The organism is Ruegeria sp. CF1 (assembly GCF_056537445.1).
The window spans coordinates 93,370-109,859 of sequence record NZ_JBQFRN010000007.1 but is presented as its reverse complement, the minus strand read 5'-3'; the positions used below and the strand labels follow the sequence as shown (position 1 = coordinate 109,859).

Annotated in this window: 16 protein-coding genes and 1 tRNA gene; 14 read left to right on the top strand and 3 right to left on the bottom strand. The window is 56.4% G+C overall.

The annotated features are described in order from the left end of the window. Positions 1 to 104: 104 nt before the first annotated feature. The 13 genes from cobS to ACRZ96_RS13635 all read left to right on the top strand — a co-directional run bounded on the left by cobS (position 105) and on the right by ACRZ96_RS13635 (position 11,269). A complete protein-coding gene (cobS, locus tag ACRZ96_RS13695; RefSeq protein ID WP_010437533.1) occupies positions 105 to 1,091 on the top strand; it encodes a cobaltochelatase subunit CobS in 987 nt (328 codons plus the stop codon). Between the two features lie 121 nt (positions 1,092 to 1,212). Then, entirely contained in the window at positions 1,213 to 3,090 is a 1,878-nt protein-coding gene (cobT, locus tag ACRZ96_RS13690) for a cobaltochelatase subunit CobT (RefSeq protein WP_170513326.1), read from the top strand. A 265-nt stretch (positions 3,091 to 3,355) separates the two neighbouring features. Beyond that, positions 3,356 to 4,522: an alpha/beta hydrolase gene (locus ACRZ96_RS13685; RefSeq protein ID WP_480772107.1), complete on the top strand. Its 1,167-nt coding sequence runs from the start codon at positions 3,356 to 3,358 to the stop codon at positions 4,520 to 4,522. Positions 4,523 to 4,599: 77 nt separating this feature from the next. Then, the gene (locus ACRZ96_RS13680) at positions 4,600 to 6,390 is read left to right on the top strand and encodes an aminopeptidase P family protein (RefSeq protein WP_480707359.1); all 1,791 of its coding nucleotides are present in this window, start codon (positions 4,600 to 4,602) and stop codon (positions 6,388 to 6,390) included. 63 nt (positions 6,391 to 6,453) lie between these two features. Further along, a complete protein-coding gene (locus ACRZ96_RS13675) occupies positions 6,454 to 6,798 on the top strand; it encodes a DUF427 domain-containing protein (RefSeq protein ID WP_170392698.1) in 345 nt (114 codons plus the stop codon). Between the two features lie 86 nt (positions 6,799 to 6,884). Next, on the top strand, positions 6,885 to 7,439 hold the full coding sequence (locus ACRZ96_RS13670; protein ID WP_170609811.1) for a DUF333 domain-containing protein: 555 nt from the start codon (positions 6,885 to 6,887) through the stop codon (positions 7,437 to 7,439). A 134-nt stretch (positions 7,440 to 7,573) separates the two neighbouring features. Then, the gene (locus tag ACRZ96_RS13665) at positions 7,574 to 7,810 is read left to right on the top strand and encodes a hypothetical protein (RefSeq protein ID WP_170597494.1); all 237 of its coding nucleotides are present in this window, start codon (positions 7,574 to 7,576) and stop codon (positions 7,808 to 7,810) included. A 333-nt stretch (positions 7,811 to 8,143) separates the two neighbouring features. Beyond that, the gene (locus ACRZ96_RS13660; RefSeq protein WP_480707357.1) at positions 8,144 to 9,019 is read left to right on the top strand and encodes a carbon-nitrogen hydrolase family protein; all 876 of its coding nucleotides are present in this window, start codon (positions 8,144 to 8,146) and stop codon (positions 9,017 to 9,019) included. 90 nt (positions 9,020 to 9,109) lie between these two features. Next, positions 9,110 to 9,328, top strand: coding sequence for a translation initiation factor IF-1 (infA, locus tag ACRZ96_RS13655; RefSeq protein ID WP_005978431.1), 219 nt, complete (start codon positions 9,110 to 9,112; stop codon positions 9,326 to 9,328). Positions 9,329 to 9,338: 10 nt separating this feature from the next. Continuing rightward, entirely contained in the window at positions 9,339 to 9,917 is a 579-nt protein-coding gene (locus tag ACRZ96_RS13650; protein WP_170402462.1) for a Maf family protein, read from the top strand. Then, a complete protein-coding gene (locus ACRZ96_RS13645) occupies positions 9,914 to 10,936 on the top strand; it encodes a ribonuclease E/G (protein ID WP_480814750.1) in 1,023 nt (340 codons plus the stop codon). The genes ACRZ96_RS13650 and ACRZ96_RS13645 overlap by 4 nt, the downstream gene beginning before the upstream one ends. After that, positions 10,933 to 11,115: a DNA gyrase inhibitor YacG gene (locus ACRZ96_RS13640; protein ID WP_170513305.1), complete on the top strand. Its 183-nt coding sequence runs from the start codon at positions 10,933 to 10,935 to the stop codon at positions 11,113 to 11,115. The genes ACRZ96_RS13645 and ACRZ96_RS13640 overlap by 4 nt, the downstream gene beginning before the upstream one ends. A 79-nt stretch (positions 11,116 to 11,194) precedes the next feature. Beyond that, positions 11,195 to 11,269: transfer RNA gene (locus ACRZ96_RS13635), tRNA-Phe, on the top strand. 66 nt (positions 11,270 to 11,335) lie between these two features. Here the strand turns inward: ACRZ96_RS13635 and ACRZ96_RS13630 are convergent. Both ACRZ96_RS13630 and ACRZ96_RS13625 read right to left on the bottom strand, forming a co-directional pair. Then, the gene (locus ACRZ96_RS13630; protein ID WP_480814749.1) at positions 11,336 to 11,656 is read right to left on the bottom strand and encodes a tyrosine-type recombinase/integrase; all 321 of its coding nucleotides are present in this window, start codon (positions 11,654 to 11,656) and stop codon (positions 11,336 to 11,338) included. 325 nt (positions 11,657 to 11,981) lie between these two features. Then, positions 11,982 to 12,788: a class I SAM-dependent methyltransferase gene (locus tag ACRZ96_RS13625; protein WP_480707355.1), complete on the bottom strand. Its 807-nt coding sequence runs from the start codon at positions 12,786 to 12,788 to the stop codon at positions 11,982 to 11,984. A 229-nt stretch (positions 12,789 to 13,017) separates the two neighbouring features. Between ACRZ96_RS13625 and ACRZ96_RS13620 the strand changes: the two genes are divergently transcribed. After that, positions 13,018 to 14,292: an adenylate/guanylate cyclase domain-containing protein gene (locus ACRZ96_RS13620; RefSeq protein WP_480814748.1), complete on the top strand. Its 1,275-nt coding sequence runs from the start codon at positions 13,018 to 13,020 to the stop codon at positions 14,290 to 14,292. A gap of 262 nt (positions 14,293 to 14,554) precedes the next feature. Here ACRZ96_RS13620 and ACRZ96_RS13615 read toward each other — a convergent pair whose 3' ends face one another. Then, the gene (locus tag ACRZ96_RS13615; RefSeq protein ID WP_480814747.1) at positions 14,555 to 16,201 is read right to left on the bottom strand and encodes a recombinase family protein; all 1,647 of its coding nucleotides are present in this window, start codon (positions 16,199 to 16,201) and stop codon (positions 14,555 to 14,557) included. Between the last annotated feature and the right edge of the window lie 289 nt (positions 16,202 to 16,490).

Sequence of the window (16,490 nt, the reverse complement as noted above, 5' to 3'; positions counted from 1 at the left end):
CTAACGTGATCCGGTCACCTCTTTCCCTTGCCCTTGCCCGCAATATGTTGCACCACACACGGGTTCAAACCCGGTGAACGGGCCAAAGGATAAGGACAAGGCGCATGGCTGACGGATCGATCGACATCAACGCAAAACCCACCGAGGACATTTCGGTTCGCGAGGTGTTTGGCATTGACAGCGATATGGCAGTCAAAGGCTTTGCCGAACGCAGCGACCGCGTGCCGGTGATCGACCCGACCTACAAGTTCGATCCCGAAACCACGTTGGCGATTCTTGCGGGCTTTACCCATAACCGCCGGGTGATGATTCAGGGCTATCACGGCACCGGGAAATCGACCCATATCGAACAGGTTGCCGCCCGTCTGAACTGGCCTGCCGTGCGCGTGAACCTCGACAGCCATATCAGCCGGATCGACCTGATTGGTAAGGACGCGATCAAACTGCGCGACGGCAAGCAGGTCACTGAATTCCACGAAGGCATCCTGCCCTGGGCGCTGCGCAACCCCGTTGCCATCGTCTTCGACGAATACGACGCAGGCCGTGCGGATGTGATGTTCGTGATCCAGCGCGTGCTGGAACATGACGGCAAACTGACCTTGCTGGACCAGAACGAGATCATCACACCGAACCCGAACTTCCGCCTGTTTGCGACGGCCAACACCGTCGGTCTGGGCGACACCACCGGCCTCTATCACGGTACACAGCAGATCAACCAGGCGCAGATGGACCGCTGGTCTCTGGTTTCGACGCTGAACTATCTCAGCCACGATGCCGAGACTATGATCGTTCTGTCGAAAGCGCCGCATTACAACACCGCCGAGGGCCGCAAGACCGTCAGCCAGATGGTCACCGTCGCCGACCTGACCCGGACCGCCTTCATGAACGGCGATCTGTCCACCGTGATGAGCCCCCGGACCGTGATCAACTGGGCCCAAAACGCAGAAATCTTCCGCAACATCGGCTATGCCTTCCGCCTGTCGTTCCTGAACAAATGTGACGAGCTAGAGCGCCAGACGGTTGCCGAGTTCTATCAGCGCTGCTTTGATGAGGAACTGCCGGAAAGCGCGGCGAGCGCGAGCTTGGGCTAAGCAATATGAATTGCGCCCTCCGGGGCGCAATACCTCCGGCGGAGGTATTTTTGGCCAGATGAAGGGGGATCCGGTTTCGCATTGATGCGGCGGGTCACTGCAACACAAAGGGCGATTGAACATGGTGCAGAAGAACGACAATCCTGCTGATCCGTTCAAGAAGGCTCTGGCCGAGGCTACTAAAGTTATGGCCGACGACCCCGAATTGTCGGTGAGCTACACTGTTGATCCATCGGGCCTGTCGGGCGAGTCGATGCGTTTGCCGCAGGTCTCACGCCGGATGACGCGCGAAGAGGTTCTGTTGGCGCGCGGGACGGCAGACGCGTTAGCTTTACAACGCAAATATCATGATGACGCGACCCATGCGCGATATGCCCCTCCGGGTGATATGGCACGGGATCTTTATGAGGCGATGGAGACCGCCCGGTGCGAGGCGATGGGTGCGCGGGACATGCCCGGCACCGCGTCGAATATCGACGTCAAGATCGGGCATGAGGCGATCCGGCGCGGCTATGATCAGTGCAAACAGCCTGCGGATGCGCCATTGGCTGTGGCGGCGGGTTATCTGATCCGGCATCTGGCCACCGGGCGCGACATGCCGCCTGCCGCCGAGAATGTCATGAACCTGTGGCGCGGATTTATCGAGGAACAGGCCGGCGGGACGCTGGAAAATCTTGACGAAATCCTCTCGGACCAGGCCGAATTTGCCAAATTCGCCCGACAGATGATCAAAGATCTGGGTTACGGCGATCAGCTGGGTGATGACCCGGATGAACTGGACGACGAACAGGAAGATCAGGCCGAAGATGACGCCGAAGAGCAGCCCGATCCCGACAGCACCGGGCAGGATGATCAGGACGAACAGGACGCCGATGCAACCCCTGAACAAACTCAGGAAGAACAGCAGGACCAGTCTCAGGCTCAGGTCTCGATGGACGAGATGGCCGAGGATGAGATGGGTGATGAGGCTGAAATGCCCGAGGGCGAGGCTCCGCTAGAACCGCCAGCCCCGCCACCTGCGTCGGAGGCGGACCCGGATTACAAGGTCTATCTGAACACCCACGACGAAGAGATCGCAGCTGAAGATCTGGCCGAACCGGCCGAGCTGGAACGCCTTCGCGCCTATCTGGACCAGCAGTTGGAGCCCTTGAAGGGCGCGGTCAGCCGTCTCGCCAACAAGCTGCAACGCCGCTTGCAGGCACAGCAGAACCGGTCTTGGGAATTCGACCGCGAGGAAGGCATTCTGGATGCCGGACGTCTGGCGCGCGTCGTGGCCAACCCGACCACGCCACTAAGCTTCAAGGTCGAAAAAGATACCGAATTCCGCGATACGGTGGTGACGCTGCTTCTGGACAATTCCGGCTCGATGCGCGGACGTCCGATTTCGATCGCCGCGATCTGCGCGGATGTTCTGGCCCGAACGCTGGAACGCTGCAACGTCAAGGTCGAGATTCTGGGCTTTACCACCCGCGCGTGGAAAGGCGGTCAGGCGCGTGAGGCGTGGCTGAACGATGGCCGCCCGCAGCAACCGGGGCGTCTGAACGACCTGCGCCATATCATCTACAAGGGCGCCGATGCCCCATGGCGGCGTGCGCGGCCCAATCTGGGGCTGATGATGAAAGAAGGCCTGCTGAAGGAAAACATCGACGGTGAAGCTCTGGAATGGGCGCATCGCCGGATGCTTGCCCGGCGCGAGGCACGCAAGATCCTGATGGTGATCTCGGATGGCGCTCCGGTCGATGATTCAACGCTCAGCGTGAACCCGGCGAACTATCTGGAAAAACACCTGCGCGACGTGATTGCGATGGTGGAAAAACGCAAGATGGTGGAATTGCTGGCCATAGGGATCGGCCATGACGTGACCCGCTATTATGACCGCGCCGTCACGATCACCGATGTCGAGCAGCTTGCAGGTGCCATGACCGAGCAGTTGGCCGCGCTGTTCGACAGCGACCCCCGCGCCCGAGCGCGTGTGATGGGGATGAAGCGGGCCAGTTGACGGCCCTGCTTCGACGGTGCAGACTTAGTGCCATCCAAGCCAGTTTTTGCACCGCTGAAGTCGACTTTGCTTATGGTGGCGTAACGGATAGCGCATAAGCGCTATATCGAAGGGCAGGAACATTATTCGTTCTCCTGTTTATCTGCTTGGATAGTGTCCCAACCCTGCCCGGCCTGCTTGTAGCTGGTCCTGAGATACGCCCTAGAAACCCTTGAGATTGTTGTTGAACCTTGTCGTTCCGCGAGAAACGGAGTGTATTTGCCCCATGCGCTATAAGTTTGCAGATTGTATTCTGGATGTGGATCGACACGTCCTGACCCGCCGGGATGAGCCCGTCGCAATCGAACCTCAGGTATTCGATCTGTTGGTCCTCTTGGCCCAGCACCCAGGTAAGCTGGTGCCCCGGGACGAGATCATCGCGCGGGTATGGAGTGGCCGCTTTGTCTCGGATTCTACCATCAGCGCACGTATCGCAGCGGCGCGTAAAGCAGTCGGCGACGATGGCAAAGCGCAGCGGATCATTCGGACAGTCGTACGGCGCGGGTTGCAAATGGCGACGGATGTGACCTGTGACGCCGACACCGATTCAGGCGTAGACAACCATACGCAACGGCTGCGTTACGCGCGCGGTGCAAAGGGCCGCGCTGTTCCATACACGCTTTCCGGTGATGGGTTGCCGGTGCTGCGCATCGGTTCGGTCGTGCACGATCTGGAGGCGGAATGGCGCATCCCGTCCGAGCGTACCCGGTTACAGGACATGGCAAACCGTTTCCGCCTGTTACGCTACAACAAGGACAATGACGTCAGCTCAAACATCGATCATCAGGCGGTGTATGACCGCAGAATAGAAGAAATCCTGACCGTCGTGAATGCAGCGGGGTTTGACCGCTTTTCCATTCTCGGTGAAATGGGCGGCACCTTCCCTGCCCTACACTTCGCCGCAAGATACCCCGAGCGGATTGACAAGCTGGTTATCTCCGGCGGATGGGCTGAAGGGCGAGATTACCGGGAAGACACCAAACAACCCGACTCGATCCGGTCACTGATCGCGGAAGGCTGGAACAAGCCGGGCAGCGGCTATGCTATGGGCGCTGAATTCAGCTATTTTCCCGAAGGTCCGCTGGATAGCGTTCGGCACATGGTGAATGAATTGCAGACACTTTATTCAAGCGAGGAAAGACTTCACTACCGTGACATCGCCAATAGCACCTCGGTGCTGCAACTTCTTCCGATGGTGCAATGCCCCACTCTGGTTCTGCACGGGCGGCACACAGCCGTTCACCCCCTGTCCGAGGCGCGCAAACTGGCGGCTGGAATCCCCAATGCCTCGCTTGTGATCCTTGAGACCGGCAACCAGATACCATTGCCTGGAAATGAGGCCTACAACCCGTATATCCAGGCCATTCAACGCTTTCTTGAGACAGAAGAATAGTGTGCGCCGGGGCGCTGGACATTTCCCACCGCAGGCCGCAGGTTTGCGCGCAGCAAGACCGACGAATGAGGCCGCCCATGTTCCAGAGTTTCGAAGTGACCGCACGCCCCGAGCAAGGCCCACCACGACTGGCCGCTTTGCGGGACGAGCTGGCGCGCGAAGGCCTGCAGGGCTTCCTGATCCCGCGTGCGGATGCGCATCAGGGTGAATATGTGGCCCCTCGGGATGAAAGGCTGGCCTGGCTTACCGGATTCACCGGTTCTGCGGGGTTTTGCGCGGCGCTCACGGACATTGCCGGGGTTTTCATCGACGGGCGCTATCGCACTCAGGTAAAGGCCCAGGTCGCACAGGATTACACGCCGGTCCCATGGCCAGATGTCAGCCTGAGCGCCTGGTTGAAAGAGCAATTGCCAAATGGCGGCAAAGTCGGGTTTGATCCGTGGCTCCACGCTGCAGGACAGATTTCGTCTGCACAGAAAGAGCTTGAAGGCAGCGGCGTCGAACTGGTGCGCTGTGATAACCTTGTAGACCGAATTTGGGCGGATCAACCCGACCCTCCGATGAATCCTGTCAGGGCACATCCGATTGAATTTGCAGGTGAAAGCGCCGAGAGCAAAATCAAGCGCCTCGCGAGTGACCTGCAGAGCGCAGATCGTGCGGCAGCGGTGATCACCTTGCCGGATTCGATCATGTGGTTGTTGAATATCCGCGGCGCGGACATCGCATACAACCCTGTGGCCCATGGCTTTGCCATCCTGCACGGTGATGGGCGGGTGGATCTGTTCATGGCCGCTGCCAAACTGACCGGGATCGGGGATCATCTGGGCCCGCAGGTCACCCAACACCAACCCGACGCGTTCCTGACAGCGGTTGAGGCACTTGAAGGCAAGGTACAGGTCGATCCGGGAACGGTTCCGCAGATCGTAGCGGATGCGTTGGGGGACCGTATGGTCGATGGCGGCGATCCCTGCGCCCTGCCCAAAGCCCGCAAGAACCCGGCCGAAATCGCAGGCACGGCCGAGGCACATCTGCGAGATGCCGCAGCGGTGATCGAACTGCTGTGTTGGCTGGACGCGCAGAAGCCCAGCACCCTGACCGAGACACAGGTAGTAACGCGGCTGGAAGAAAGCCGCCGCCGGGACAACGCGCTGCAGGATATCTCATTCGACACCATCGCGGGCACCGGGCCGAACGGGGCCATCATGCATTATCGCGTGACCGAGGAAACCGACAGCAGGCTGGAAAACGGTCACCTGCTGGTGCTGGACAGCGGTGGGCAATATCTGGACGGCACCACCGATATCACCCGCACAATTGCAATCGGCGATGTTGGGGATGAGGAGAAGGCCTGCTTTACACGCGTCCTCAAAGGCATGATCGCCATGTCGATGCTACGCTGGCCTGTTGGCTTGGCAGGACGCGATATCGAATGCGTAGCGCGGCTGCCGCTGTGGCTGGCCGGGCAGGATTTCAACCATGGGGTCGGTCATGGGGTCGGTACCTATCTCAGCGTGCATGAAGGCCCTCAGCGCCTGTCTCGGGTCAGCCATGTCCCGCTTGAGCCGGGTATGATCCTGTCGAACGAGCCGGGATATTACCGCGAGGGTGCTTTTGGCATCCGGCTTGAGAACCTTGTCGTAGTGGAAGAGGCCCCAAACCTGCCCAGCGGTGACGACGAACGCGCCATGCTGAACTGGCGTACGCTGACTTATGTCCCAATCGACAGGCGTTTGATTGTAGTCGAAATGCTGACACGAGAGGAACGTGCTTGGCTGAACGCCTATCACCGCGACGTGGCGGAAAAAGTCCGGCCAAGGCTGGGCGACGCCGCTCAACTGTGGTTGGATGCCGCAACCGCACCGGTCTGACACCGGATTGTTACATAGTTTGGGCAGAGGAGAAGCCCTGACACGACGAGGGAAGGAACAGGAATGACAGACACCATCACGATCCGCAAAGCACCGGGCAAATGGAGCGTCCGTTCAGGCGGCGCGATTTTGGGTGAAACCAACAACGCGCTGGAACTTCTGGAAGGCGACAAAGACCCGGTTATCTACTTCCCGCGTGCGGACATTGCGATGGCCTTTCTGGATCGGACCAACAAAGTCACCCAATGCGCAGGCAAGGGAGACGCCACGCATTTCTCGATCGTAAACAAATCCTCAGTCACCGAAAACGCCGCTTGGAGTTATGAAAACCCGATCGACGCGGTGGCCGAAATCAAGGATCACTTGGCCTTTTATCCCGCAGACTCGATCAAGGTGGAACAACTCTGATCCAAGTATCCGTGCAGGACCGGATCGATCTGCAAAACGGCGAAAATCCTCAGAACCTGCCCTGTCCACAATGTTGCGAGGTGACCATGACAAAGCGTCTATTGAATTCCGCAGGCCCGATTGCGGCCCTGACGATGGCCTTTTCAATGGCCCTGCCCGCCGCAAGCTCTGCCAACACCGGTCTGGCCAATCCCGCGGCAACATATTGCATCGCGCAAGGCGGGCTCTACGGTATACATGACGGCCCGGACGGTCAGAGCGGTATCTGCCAATTGCCCGACGGCACCCGGATCGATGCCTGGACCTATTTTCGTGAACACCATGCGGGCGCGGATGGCAGCAAGCCGGTCGGCCTTGCAAATCCCGCCGCCGTGTACTGTGGCTCAATTGGAGGCGAATATGACCTGACCACGTCTCGCTGCGCACTGAGCGACGGTACGTCCGCCGATGCATGGGAGCTGTACCGCAAGGCACATGGAAAAACGCATCAGGTGGTGAACCCAGCAGCAGCCTACTGCCTTGAGACCGGAGGCAGCTACAAGATCAAAGACACTGGTTCGGGTCAGGTGGGTATATGCACCAAGCCGGACGGCACCTCGCAGGACGCATGGGCCCTGTTCCGTGCGGAAAATCCCGAGTGATCCGATCCGGTAATCAAGCCCGACATCCACACCCAAAATGAACTTGAAGCCCCGATTGAGCCGCAGTTTACCGACGATCAGAGCGCGTGTTAGTGACCGTTTTGCGACAGCCTGATCGCGTCCATTAAGTCGCCTTGGCTAATTTTCAGGTTTTCCTGCAACGCAAGCATATTATCTGGCTGCTGATTACACTGGGGTTCGCCTTCCTCGCTTTCGATGAAGGGTTCGAGATTCACGAAGGTCTGGACAAAGCGTTTCACCGCTTTTTCGGGATTTCGCAAACAAGCCTGACCGACCAGATCGAGGACATACCTGATCCCCGGATTTGCCCTTCTGGCCGCATCCTTGGTGCACGATGCCGTTACAAATGACAACGCCTTGTTTCTGTGAGTCGATATCCCCGGGGCCAATGTTCTTGATGTAAAACGGCCCCTTCGCGCGCTTGAAGAAGTTGCAAAGTTGATGCCCAAGGTGGAGTTCCTTGCCTGTTTCGTTCAGGTTCTTCGATAGGTCAACTCGACCTCTGATCAGCCATTCGATGCAATCTCTGCACCGGCGGCCGAGAAAGCCTGCCAATAAACACACACCCGCCTCGAAACAGTAAGTCGCAACATAGGTTTCAGAACCACCCGCGCCGCGATTGCAGTAGCCCTGGACGATCTGCTGTTCTAGTGTCGCGCAGCGACCAGACATAGGACTTGGGAATGAAAATCGCCACCGCCGCCTACGACCTCGATTGGCTCGATAGTTGGGCTCAATATGAAGACAAGCTTGAGGCATGGGTTTCCGAGGCCGCAGGACAAGGTGCCGACCTTCTGGTCTTTCCCGAATACGGCGCGATGGAGTTGTCGACGCTCGACGGCCCTAAGGTGGCAGGTGATCTCGAACGCTCAATCCGGGCGGTTTCCGACCGGATGGAAGATGTACAAGTTGTGCATTCGCGCCTTGCAAAGATGTACAACACATACATTCTGGGGGCTTCCGCCCCGGTCATCGACGGACCAGGGCGCCCGGTGAACCGCGCAATGTTCTACGCTCCTGACGGTCGTCTCGATCATCAGGACAAGCAGATCATGACACGGTTTGAACGCGAGGCCTGGGACATCGCCCCGGGCGGTTCGTTGAAGCTGTTTGATACCGCATTGGGTAAAATCGGCGTTCTGATCTGCTATGACAGTGAGTTCCCTCTCTTGGGTCGGACCCTGAGAGAGGCCGACTTGATCCTCGTACCATCCTGCACCGAAGCCCTGTCCGGGTATTGGCGTGTGCGGATCGGCGCCATGTCTCGTGCCCTTGAAAATCAATGTGTTACGGTAATGTCATCGTTAGTTGGCGGCAATGAATGGTCCGAAGCAGTCGACATGAATACCGGCATGGGTGGCGTGTTTGGCCCGCCCGATATCGGGTTCCCACCGACGGGAGTGCTTGCCGAGGGCACGCTGAATACCGCCGGCTGGACCTATGCCGAGGCCGACCTGTCCACAATTGCAAACGTCCGCGCAGACGGGTGGGTGTTGAACCGCACGCACTGGACCGAGCAAGACGCTCGGGTCGATTCAGTCACAATATCACCCCTTTAGGTGACTTCGCCCTTGAAATAAGGCCGAAATAGGCTCATTTAAGCGCACGATCTGCAGATTCTGCAGGTGCAACCTAATGATGGAGACAACATGGCCAAGGAAGATACGCTCGAATTTCCCGGTGTCGTGAAGGAACTCCTGCCTAATGCGACGTTTCGGGTCGAGCTGGAAAACGGCCATGAGATCATCGCACATACGGCAGGCAAGATGCGCAAGAACCGCATCCGTGTTCTGGCCGGCGACAAAGTTCAGGTCGAAATGACCCCATATGATCTGACCAAGGGTCGGATCAACTATCGCTTCAAGTAACGCTTCGTACATGGCGTTTATCCTCGGATCGGGCAGCCCGCGGCGGCTGGACCTGCTGGCGCAGCTTGGCGTTCAGCCCGATGCGATCCGTCCGCCGGATATCGATGAAACGCCGCTGAATGGCGAACTGCCGACCCCCTATTGTAGCCGCATCACCCGGCAAAAAGTTCAGGCTGTTCAAGCTGATAGCGATGATATCACCTTATGTGCTGACACAACGGTCGCACTGGGTCGCCGCATTCTTGGCAAACCCGAAGACGCGGGACAAGCTGCTGAGTTTCTGCACGCCCTGTCCGGCCGACGCCATCGGGTGATCACTTCGGTCGCTGTGCGGCGCGGGGCTAAAATCCTCCAGCGTGACGTGGTTTCTCAGGTAAAAGTGAAACGTCTGTCCGACAGCGAAATCAATGCCTATCTTGCGACGGATGACTGGCAGGGCAAGGCCGGAGCCTATGCAATACAAGGTCCTGCCGGTGCGTTCATCCCGTGGATTTCAGGCTCGTTCACCGGTATCGTCGGCCTACCCCTGTCCGAAACTGCTGCACTGCTGCAAGGCATCGGCTATCCCTTGTATCGCGAGGTATCATGAAGGGTCGTACCATCATTCTGGATCATATTCAGGGACGCGAAGCTGCAGCTCTGATGGTGGATGGTATTCTCGACGATTTCCTGATCGCCACAGATGCCCCTGCGCCAGGTACGATCTATCGCGCCCGCGCCGATCGCCCGGTCAAAGGTCAGGGCGGCATGTTTCTCACCACACCCGACGGCCCGGCTTTTCTGAGGCAAGTCAAAGGGTTGGCACCCGGCACTTTGCTACTGGTGCAGGTGACCGGATATGCCGAGCCCGGCAAAGCCATACCCGTCTCGAACCGTATTTTGTTCAAAAGCCGCTTTGCGATCGTGACACCTGACGCGCCCGGCCTGAACATCTCGCGCCGTATCCGTGATGAAGATATGCGCGACCAACTTCTCGAAATCGCGCATGAGCAAATGGGAAACAGCATGCACGGCCTGATCCTGCGCTCGTGCTGTCAGACGGCGGATACAGATGAAATCGCTGAAGATATCTCAGCCATGCTGGTACTTGCCGAGCAGGTATTGGCTGATACGGGCAGTGAACCAGAATTGCTGAGCGAGGGCGATGGTCCGCATATCCTGGCCTGGCGTGATTGGACGGACCCGGCCGAGGTCGTGACCGCATCCGGCGGATTTGAGGACCACGGTGTCGTTGATGCGCTCGATGCAGCAAAGGGGATTTCCGAAGCGCTTCCCGGTGGAGGACACCTCTATATCCAACCGACCCGCGCGCTGGTTGCGGTGGATGTAAACACCGGCGCCGACACATCTCTCGCGGCGGGAACCAAAGCTAACTTCGCCTGCGCCAAAGCCCTGCCGCGCGCCCTGCGCGTGCGCGGGTTGGGGGGGCAGATCACTCTGGACCTTGCACCGATGCCCAAGAAAGACCGGAGGGGTTTCGAATCGGCCTTGCGGGCGGCATTCAAGTCCGATCCTGACGAGACGATTTTGGCCGGTTGGACCCCGCTTGGCCATTTCGAACTACAGCGCAAACGTGGTCGTATCCCATTGACGGAGATTCTGAAATGAGCTGCCCGATCTGCGGAGAAGATACCCAGCAGGCCTTTCGACCATTCTGCTCCAAACGCTGCGCGGATATCGATCTGGCAAAATGGCTAAACGGTTCTTATGCGGTGCCATCGCAACGTGAAGAAGACGCCGAGACGACCTCGGAACCAACCGAAAGCCCCACGTCTCGCCCGCATTGAAAAAATGTCAAAAAGCCTCTGGACACTGCCTGTGGCAAGTCATAGAAGGCCTCCACCCAATGGCAAACGCCATTCCCGTGCCCGGGTAGCTCAGGGGTAGAGCAGTGGATTGAAAATCCTCGTGTCGGTGGTTCGATTCCGCCCCCGGGCACCATAAAAATCAAAGGGTTAGACTTCATCCGGCTTGATGAATTCAAATGCACGTGTAATTCGTGTGTAATCAGGCCGAATTTTTCGGCTTCAGCCTGCGGATGTTGTCATGCTGTGTGCCGCTGACCCGAACTTCCAGCCGATCCATTGCGGCTTCGATGTGCGAGCCGCTTTGATGCGCGTAGCGTGCAACCATTGACAACGTCTTGTGACCGGAAATCCGCTGGACCGTAGGCAGGTCTACACCCGCCTGAACCAAATGCGTCACCGCCGTGTGGCGAAGGGTGTGAGGGGTGATCTGATCGCGACACCCATGTGCCCATCTTGTTTTCCGGCCCAGGCATTGAGCCGCAACGCGTCGCGCGCCGAGTGTGCACAACATCCATAGCATCTACTCTGTCCGCCTTGCTGAGCACAGCGCGCCCAAATGGCGTAAGCGGCGAAGTGCTTCAAGAAGTCGTGCGTTAGAGAACTAGAATTTTTGCATTGATTGGTGCCATTGCGTTTACGCATGGAGACCTCTGAGTCAGCATTTTCGGTGCCTCGCCGCATAAAGCTCAGAATAGACGAAATCATTGGTTGGTGGGCAATGTCTGCTTATCATGCTCGGTCGAAACTCAACCGCTGTATCGTAGAACGGCTGCAAAAATAGGGCTAGGTGGTGCGAGATACTTTGGGCTAATTGCTACCGATCAAACGAAAACAGTATGTTCCAGCTAATCTGACTTACGAGCGGTCATAATGTAAGCGGTTGTTGGGAATACGGCAGTTCCATTGGATGTAGCGTATTTTCCTAGTTTCGGTTCGGCCTCAATCAACACTTCCGAAACCTTCTCCTCGCTAAGATGTATATCGAAAAGCGGTAACCATCCGCGAAGCTCAACTTCCACCATTGTTCGAGTGCTGGGAAAATTTGCACGTTCGGTTTTTGTTTCAAAATCAATATCTTCAAAGCCGGAAAGTGATAGCAGTTCAGCGACCTGATCCGGATTACCTAAACAGAACGGCAACCTGACTGCATCCCCTGCTGCAGAAGATACGTGTTCATCCAATACCGAAACGATGTCACCATACGCGGGGTTCTGATCGATGGAATGCCAGGCCGCTATGGCCAGTCTCCCACCCGGCTTGATCACCCGAAACATTTCATTGGCTGCTTTCTGGCGGTCCTGAAAGAACATGACTCCAAACTGAGAAACAACACATTCGAATGAATCATTACCAAATGGCAGTTCCTCAGCAGTACCAAAAACCCATTCGATTTTGGATTCAACTTCTCCTGCAGCAGCAATCATTCCGGGAGCTGGATCGAGACCAACCACGCGCCCTTTCTGGCCAGCACGCGCGAGTACATCTCTTGCAAGCGCGCCCGACCCGCAAGCAATGTCCAAAACATGGTCGCCGTCATTGACACCTACTCCATTTACTAGGTGCTTGGTCCAAGGGGCAAAAAGAGCTGGGACGAAAAGAGTTTCATATCCGCGGCCAGCCTCAAGTTGTTCTTGGGTTGCTTCAACCGCCATTGGTTTGCCTCCATACTAGAGTTTTCCTGCCCTACCATATCACGATGTTTTTCCTGCTTTGATAAATCCCTCGGGTGGACACAAATGATGTCCGCTTCGGGCCCAAAGCGGTCACTCAGCCAAATTCATTGAACGACTGCATTGCGGACAAAGCGGCCACATGGGCCGCTCAACAATTCAAATGACATGCGCGGTCGTCTATTACAAAGTGCAGGTTGAGGAGTGCGTCATGTCCGATGTTTTCGACCGTATTGCAGACTGGTTGCAAAAGCTGGCCTTTTTCGACGGCGATGTTGGTGGCCTGGTTGAGCATCTCAGTCACAGGCTGATCGACGGCGGTGTGCCAGTCGCGCGGGTTTCGCTGGGCCGTCTCATGATGCATCCCGTCATCGGACTGGTCGATGCAACTTGGGATGCATCAACGGACCGCATAGACTGGACTGTCATGCCACGGAGTTCAGTGACCGATGACCTTTTTGACAAGGCGCCGTTCGGCGAAAACACCAAGCTGACCGCCAAAATAGCCACTAAGTTCTTTCAAAGTGATATCTGGGATCTGGCCGACGGGCTGGTCGGCGAGACGGAAATGATGCCGGTGCTGCGTGCCAATCTGACCGATCCGTCAACCCGTGACAAATATCCGATTTACCAGAAGCTGGCTGCATCGGGCATCACCGATTACCTGGTATTTTCCGTTCCGTTTGGCAAACGGAGCATTACCTTCGAAAGCGGCACTCAGTGGGTACTGGGCGCTTCGGTGTCCTTCGCGACAAAAAGGCGCTCCGGCTTTACACAGCGGGAAATCGACGGCCTCACGCGACTGTCGATACCACTGTTTGGCACCGTCCACGTCTTCACGGAGCAGTTCCTGGCGGCTGAACTGATGGAGGCCTACCTGGGCAGGATTTCAGGCCGATCCGTCTTGAACGGCCAAATTTCGCGTGGCGATGTCCGCGAGATCGATTGTGCACTTCTGTTCAGCGACATGCACGGCTCTACGGCCCTGAGCCAACGCCTGTCACCGGGTGACTACGTGGCCGCGGTCAACCGGTACTTTGACTCTGTCGCGGGTGCGGTACACGACCATGGTGGCGAGGTGCTGAAGTTCGTCGGTGATGGATTGCTCGCGATTTTCCCGTTTGATGGTCATCGGCGGCTGCCCGAGGACATGTGCGAGGCAGCCCTGTCGGCGGCACGGGAAGCGTTTCAAAGGCGCGAGGAAATTGAGCCCGAGAATCGAACGGATTTTGGAATCGGCCTGCACATGGGCGCGGCGATCTACGGCAACGTGGGAACTGAAAGCAGGCTGGACTTCACGGTGACCGGGACTTCCGTCGCAATGGTCAGCAGGTTGGAGGGGCTGACCCGGTCCGTTGATGCACCCATTCTTGCAACGAGCGAGTTTGCCGAACTTGTCACCGAAACACCCAGCACTTTGGGATCACACACCTTGCGCGGTTTCGACGACGGCGTGGAAGTCTTCTCATTCGAACCCCTGGTTTGACAGCCCACCGCTCCGGTAATTGATGCAGAGTTACCCGGCGGCCGATGTCCGCTTTGGGCTCAACGCGGCCATCTGAGCGATATTGTCAGATGACTGCTTAAGGACCGTTTGCGGTCGTCGCCTTTTGGTGAATGTAAACAAGTTGGCAACCTCCGACGAATGCTTGTGTAATTTTTGTGTAACTCGGCCCAGATTGTTCTGGGTTCGTTCGACATAGACTGGACGTGATAAGGTAGTCGCTTGGAAGAAAGGTCTTAGCTCTTCAAGAATATCTGGCATTATTGGTACAGTTCGGATGCTCGGGGCCAATAATTGAAAATCCTCGTGTCGGTGGTTCGATTCCGCCCCCGGGCACCATCGCTTCCATACCAAGAAGGCTGTCTCCCCTTCCCGATGGGTTGAACAGGCTTTCGAAGTCCCCATAGAGATCAATATCTCGGCCTCTAGGATCATCCTTGGGGTATATGATGATTTCGTCGATCAAATCCCGAACGGCCGTCATGACTTCTTTCTTGTAAGCGTAGTTGTCCTCAAGTGAGCTTACCAACAAGCTGTCGACCACTCGGGTATATCTAGAAACCGCTTCCTCAGGATCGACAGAGATTGGTTCGGGAGCGTTCCTTAGTTGCGACTTCTTTGATCTCTCTTCTTCATCAAGTTCCAGCAGTCTCACTTCTATAGCATCTGGTTCCACACCTCGCTCAAGAAGAAAGAAAAGTTTGCGCCGTGCGTCAGCTATTTGCTTAAGCCTCTTCTTTAGTCTCGGGCGTGTGTCATCAAGAGTGGCCAAATACTTCTTTAAATCCGAGTTGTATTTCTTTACTGCGACTTTCACCAAATCGCTGCGAAGTAAGTGTTCTCTCAGAGCGAAGAGTATACAGTTGTCAACTATGGACCGAGAAATCATTCGCCTGTTTGAACACGTAGAGCGCTCTCGCCGCGCGCTACACCCAAATTTGACATACCTTCCACCACCATTGGAAATAAAAGACGACCCACAAACGCCACACTTCAAAAGGCCGCTAAGGAGGTAATCCGTTCGTTTTCGGTAAGTCGAGTTGATCCTGTTCGGGATACGTTTCTGAACCCTGTCCCAGAGGTTCTGCTCAATTATCCGCAGTTCTGGAACTTCATGGCTAAGCCTATCGCCTTTCTTGACGCGGATAACGACCTTGCCTGTATCCGGGTTTCTAGTCTTTTCAGTCTTACCCCAGATCCTCTTCCCAACGTACAGCTGGTTTCTCAAAATTCCAACACCACGCTGCCGATGACCGTTTATGCTGCTAGCATTCCAAACGCCTCCTCGAGGTGCGGGTATGCCCTCGGAGTTCAACTTGCCGGCGATCATTCGAGGCGAGTAGCCATCCGCATACATTTGAAATATTCGCCGTACAACCTCTGCCTCTTCATTGTTGATCTTGTGAACGCCTGGCTCACCAGTTTTTTCGTAGCCATACGACATCCCACCCGCGGATCTGCCGCTTCTGATCGTTGCGGCAAGGCCGCGTTTTGTTTTCTGGGATAAATCGATCAAAAATTGGCCACTTATGATCCCCTTAAAGCCAACATCGAGTTCGGTGACAAAGCCGCCTTTCGACAAGCTATAAATCAAAACACCATAGAAACTCATTCGCTTATAAAACTTTGCAGAGTCACCCAAGTCGCGACTGAGGCGATCCAAATCTTCAACAACAATTACATCAAACTGGCCGCGTCGCGCATCTTCTTGGATTTGAGCAAAACCGCCGCGCCCATATTCACAAAATCCGGAAGCCGAAGTGTCTGTATAAGCGCGTAAAAAGGTCCAACCCTTAGCTTCCCCTGATCGCTTCGCTTCAAAGATCTGATCTTCCGCAGACAACGGGTTTTGCTTGTCAGTTGAATATCTTCCATAGGCTACAAATCTCATGTTGGGCCCCGCTAGATTCTTTCTGAGAAGTGGCGCACGCTCAACTCTTTGAAGCGGTCGGCAGCAAGTCTTTTGGCGATAGCCAAAGACACTGTTCGGACCTTTTTCAGCGCGTCTTTTCGCTCAGTTGCAGTCGTACACGTTCGACACCTGTACAAGGGCCGCGTGCTGCTTCTTTTGTAAACTCTTATCTTCATGTCGGCTCCCTTCACCCTTGAAAGCAGTTCGAATTTTTTCCGGATCAACTGGGATCAAGATCGTTGACCAGAAATTTCCTCCTAGTGTAAAT

Coding starts and splice junctions, on each gene's coding strand:
- cobT (WP_170513326.1), top strand. CDS start 1,213: ATGGTGCAGAAGAACGACAATCCTGCTGATCCGTTCAAGAAGGCTCTG.
- ACRZ96_RS13670 (WP_170609811.1), top strand. CDS start 6,885: ATGACAAAGCGTCTATTGAATTCCGCAGGCCCGATTGCGGCCCTGACG.
- ACRZ96_RS13620 (WP_480814748.1), top strand. CDS start 13,018: ATGTCCGATGTTTTCGACCGTATTGCAGACTGGTTGCAAAAGCTGGCC.
- infA (WP_005978431.1), top strand. CDS start 9,110: ATGGCCAAGGAAGATACGCTCGAATTTCCCGGTGTCGTGAAGGAACTC.
- ACRZ96_RS13650 (WP_170402462.1), top strand. CDS start 9,339: ATGGCGTTTATCCTCGGATCGGGCAGCCCGCGGCGGCTGGACCTGCTG.
- ACRZ96_RS13615 (WP_480814747.1), bottom strand. CDS start 16,201: ATGAGATTTGTAGCCTATGGAAGATATTCAACTGACAAGCAAAACCCG.
- ACRZ96_RS13640 (WP_170513305.1), top strand. CDS start 10,933: ATGAGCTGCCCGATCTGCGGAGAAGATACCCAGCAGGCCTTTCGACCA.
- ACRZ96_RS13660 (WP_480707357.1), top strand. CDS start 8,144: ATGAAAATCGCCACCGCCGCCTACGACCTCGATTGGCTCGATAGTTGG.
- ACRZ96_RS13675 (WP_170392698.1), top strand. CDS start 6,454: ATGACAGACACCATCACGATCCGCAAAGCACCGGGCAAATGGAGCGTC.
- ACRZ96_RS13685 (WP_480772107.1), top strand. CDS start 3,356: ATGCGCTATAAGTTTGCAGATTGTATTCTGGATGTGGATCGACACGTC.
- ACRZ96_RS13645 (WP_480814750.1), top strand. CDS start 9,914: ATGAAGGGTCGTACCATCATTCTGGATCATATTCAGGGACGCGAAGCT.
- ACRZ96_RS13630 (WP_480814749.1), bottom strand. CDS start 11,656: ATGCTATGGATGTTGTGCACACTCGGCGCGCGACGCGTTGCGGCTCAA.
- ACRZ96_RS13625 (WP_480707355.1), bottom strand. CDS start 12,788: ATGGCGGTTGAAGCAACCCAAGAACAACTTGAGGCTGGCCGCGGATAT.
- ACRZ96_RS13680 (WP_480707359.1), top strand. CDS start 4,600: ATGTTCCAGAGTTTCGAAGTGACCGCACGCCCCGAGCAAGGCCCACCA.
- cobS (WP_010437533.1), top strand. CDS start 105: ATGGCTGACGGATCGATCGACATCAACGCAAAACCCACCGAGGACATT.